Raw genomic sequence first — 3,904 nt, forward strand, 5'->3', positions numbered from 1 at the left:
GGGCACGGAACGGTGGACGGCCCGGGCCCGTGGGCTACCCTGGGGGCCCCCTTCATGCAGCCCCACGCCTCCATCCCCGATGATGCCCCCGACGTCCCGCTCGCGGTCGACCTGGACGGGACCCTGGTGCGCACGGACACGCTGCACGAGAACCTGCTCGTGCTGCTCAAGCACGCGCCGTGGCTGCTGCTCTTGCTGCCGCTGTGGGTGCTGAAGGGCAAGGCCTTCTTCAAGGCGGAGGTGGCCCGCCGCTCTCGGCTGGACGTCGCGTCGCTGCCGTACAACGTGGAGGTGGTGGCCTTCCTGCGCGAGGAGCACGCCCGCGGGCGGCGGCTCGTCCTGGCCACGGCCGCGGACCGGAGCATCGCCGACGCGGTGGCCTCGCACCTGGGCTTCTTCCACACCGTGGTGGCCAGTGAAGCCGGGGTGAACCTGTCCGGCGCGCGGAAGCTCGCGCGGCTGCGGGAGGTGCTGGGCCGCTTCGACTACGCGGGCAACGACACGGTGGACCTGGTCCTGTGGCGCGAGTGCCGGCGGATCATCGTGGTGCACGCCTCGGCGGGGGTGCTGCGTCAGGCGCGGGACCTGGGCCGCCCGGTGCATCGCGTCTTCGAGTCGCCGCCCGGGGGAGTGCGCCCGTGGGTGAAGGCCCTGCGGGTGCACCAGTGGGCGAAGAACGCGCTCGTCTTCGTTCCCGTGCTGGCGGCGCACAAGGCCACCCAGGGCGGCCTGGCCCCGCGCGCGGTGCTGGCGTTCCTCGCCTTCAGCCTCTGCGCGTCCAGCGTGTACGTCATCAACGACCTGCTGGACCTGGCGTCGGACCGGCGGCACCCGTCCAAGTCGCGGCGGCCCTTCGCGTCCGGGGCCCTGCCGGTGCGCGCGGGCGTCGTGCTGGCGCCGCTGCTGCTGGGCGGTGCCGCGGCGCTGGCGCTGGCGACGCTGCCCCTGTCGTTCGCCGCGCTCCTGGCCGCGTACTTCGCGCTCACGCTGGCGTACTCGCTGCGGCTCAAGCAGGTGGTGATGCTGGACGTGCTGGTGCTGGCGGGCCTCTACACGGTGCGCATCTTCGGAGGTGCGCTGGCGGTGGGCGTGCCCACGTCGAGCTGGCTGCTCATGTTCAGCATGTTCCTCTTCCTGTCGCTGGCCCTGCTCAAGCGGCTGAGCGAGGTGCGGCGGCTGCGCCAGTCCAACGAGACGTCCGCTCACGGGCGCGGCTATCTGGCGCAGGACTACGAGCAGCTCGCGAGCCTGGGCACGGCCGCGGGTCAGGTGTCGGTGCTGGTGCTGGCCCTCTACATCACCAGCAAGGAGGTCACCGCGCTGTATGCCCACCCGGAGCGGCTGTGGCTGCTGTGCCCGGTGATGCTGTACTGGGTGGGCCGCATCTGGGTGCTGGCGCACCGGGGACTCGTGAACGAGGACCCGCTCGTCTTCGCGCTGCGGGACCGGGTCAGCTACATCGTGGGCGCCGTCGCCGCGGTGGTGCTGTGGGTGGCGACGTGATGGGGGCCTGGCGATGAGCACGGCGGATTCCTGGGGCCGCTTCCCCCGCGTGGAGCAACAGACGCGCGCGCTCGTGTGGCGTGCGGAGTCGCTGCCCCGCGTGGACGGCTCCGTCCTGCCGCATGGCCTGGGCCGCAGCTACGGGGACTCCTGTCTCAACGGCGGCGGCACGGTGCTGCTCACGGAGGGACTGGACCGGCTCATCGACTTCGACCCCGCGGCGGGCGTGGTGCGCTGCGAGGCGGGCGTGTCGCTGGACACGCTCTTGCGTCTGGCCGTGCCGCGCGGCTGGTTCCTGCCGGTGACGCCGGGCACGAAGTTCGTCACGGTCGGCGGCGCCATCGCCAACGACGTGCACGGCAAGAACCATCACCGGGCCGGGACCTTTGGCCGGCACGTGCGCCGGTTCGAGCTGGTGCGCTCGGACGGCAGCCGCCGGATGTGCTCGCCCGACGAGAACCCGGACTGGTTCGGCGCGACGATTGGCGGCCTGGGGCTCACGGGGCTCGTCACCTGGGCGGAGGTGCAGCTCTCCCCCATCCGCAACCCCTTCGTGGTGCAGGAGACGGTCCCGTTCGACAACCTGGACGGCTTCATGCGCGTGTCCGCCGAGTCCGAGGCGGACCACGACTTCACCATGTCGTGGGTGGACTGCCTGGCGCGCGGGCGCAAGCTGGGGCGCGGCCTGTTCTACCGGGGCAACTTCGCGCCCACCCAGTTCGACCGGCTGCCCTTGGTGAAGAGCCACCTGTCGCATGGCAGCGGGCTCGCGGTGCCCGTGGATTTGCCGGGCTTCTGCCTCAACCGGCTGTCGGTGTCCGCCTTCAACTTCCTGTACTACCACCGGGAGCGGATGAAGCCGTCCCCGCGGCTGGTGCACTACGATCCGTTCTTCTACCCGCTGGACAGTGTGTACGGCTGGAACCGCATCTACGGCCGCCGGGGCTTCCTCCAGTTCCAGTGCGTGGTGCCCCACGCCACCGCGCGAGACGCGCTGAAGGAGCTGCTGGAGCGCAGCGCCAGAGGCGGCCTGCCCAGCTTCCTGTCCGTGCTCAAGACGTTCGGCGACCTGCCGTCGCCCGGGTGGATGTCCTTCCCGCGCCCCGGCTACACGCTGGCCCTGGACTTCGCCAACCAGGGGGAGAAGACGTGGCGGCTGGTGGAGTCGCTGGACCGCGTGACGCGCGAGGCAGGCGGGGCGGTGTACCCGGCCAAGGACGCGCGCATGAGCCCGGAGAGCTTCGCGGCCTACTTCCCGAACCGCGAGCGGTTCTCCGCGTACATCGATCCCGCGTTCTCGTCCTCCTTCTGGCGCCGGGTGAATCCGGCGCCGCTGTCCCTGCCCGCGGTGGAGGGACGCCAGGTCGCCATCCCATGAAGAAAGTCATCATCCTCGGCGCCACGAGCGCCATTGCCCAGGCCACGGTGCGGCTGCTCGCCGCGCGCGGGACGTCGCTGTACCTGGTGGGCCGCAACGCCGCGAACCTGGAGGCGGTGGCCCGGGACGCGGCCACGCGCGGCGCGCAGAAGGTGGAGTTCCGGGCGCTGGACTTGAACGACTGCGAAGCGCACGCGAGCCTGGTGGAGCGGGCGTGGCAGGCCCTGGGCGGACTGGACGGGGCGGTGCTGGCGCACGGCGTGCTGGGAGACCAGGAGGAGAGCCAGCGCTCGTGGGCGGCGGCGGAGCTGGTGCTGCGCACGAACTTCCTCTCCGCCGCGTCGCTGCTGACGGAGCTGGCCAACCGCTTCGAGGCGCAGAAGGCCGGCACGCTGGTGGTGATTTCGTCGGTGGCGGGAGACCGCGGCCGACAGAGCAACTACGTGTACGGCGCATCCAAGGGCGCGTTGAGCGTGTTCCTCCAGGGCCTGCGCAACCGCCTGGCGAAGTCCGGGGTGGCGGTGGTGACGGTGAAGCCCGGCTTCGTGGACACGCCGATGACGGCCCACGTGCCGAAGAACAAGCTCTTCGCGTCGCCGGAGCAGGTGGCGCGCGGCCTCCTGAAGGCCGCGGACGGGCGCAAGAACGAGGTCTACGTCCCCGGCTTCTGGGCGCTCATCATGCTCATCATCCGGAGCATCCCGGAGCCGGTGTTCAAGCGGCTGAAGCTCTAGGCCCTCGAGGGCAGCCGGTGGAGTGGGGCGCGTGCGCCTGGAGGAACTGACGCATCCGCTCCTCGCGCTCCGTGTCCTTCACCTGGGCGGCGGCTCGGAGAGCCCAGGCGCATCCTGAACCGGAGCTTCCGGAACGGATGGGCGCCCAGCCATCCCCGGAGGGGCAGCTTGCGAAGCTGGCTTGGGGCGGCATCTCGGAGAGAGCGATGGTTCTCTTCGCGTGCCATGCGCGCGCCGCAACCCGGGTCCACTCCGTGCCCGAGTGACAGACACGGAGTGGTGGAGGGGT

General features: G+C 71.3%; 3 protein-coding genes. All 3 read left to right on the top strand.

The genetic code is table 11. The features are described 5' to 3' along the window. The first annotated feature begins 54 nt into the window (after nt 1–54). The 3 genes from KYK13_RS13905 to KYK13_RS13915 are packed head-to-tail and all read left to right on the top strand — an operon-like array spanning nt 55 to nt 3,615. Nucleotides 55–1,503, top strand: coding sequence for a UbiA family prenyltransferase (locus tag KYK13_RS13905; protein WP_223644869.1), 1,449 nt, complete (start codon nt 55–57; stop codon nt 1,501–1,503). Between the two features lie 13 nt (nt 1,504–1,516). After that, on the top strand, nt 1,517–2,881 hold the full coding sequence (locus KYK13_RS13910) for an FAD-binding oxidoreductase (RefSeq protein ID WP_223644871.1): 1,365 nt from the start codon (nt 1,517–1,519) through the stop codon (nt 2,879–2,881). After that, a complete protein-coding gene (locus KYK13_RS13915; RefSeq protein WP_223644873.1) occupies nt 2,878–3,615 on the top strand; it encodes an SDR family oxidoreductase in 738 nt (245 codons plus the stop codon). The genes KYK13_RS13910 and KYK13_RS13915 overlap by 4 nt, the downstream gene beginning before the upstream one ends. Nucleotides 3,616–3,904: the final 289 nt, after the last annotated feature.

It is taken from the genome of Corallococcus sp. EGB (genome assembly GCF_019968905.1).
Taxonomy (GTDB): Bacteria; Myxococcota; Myxococcia; order Myxococcales; family Myxococcaceae; genus Corallococcus.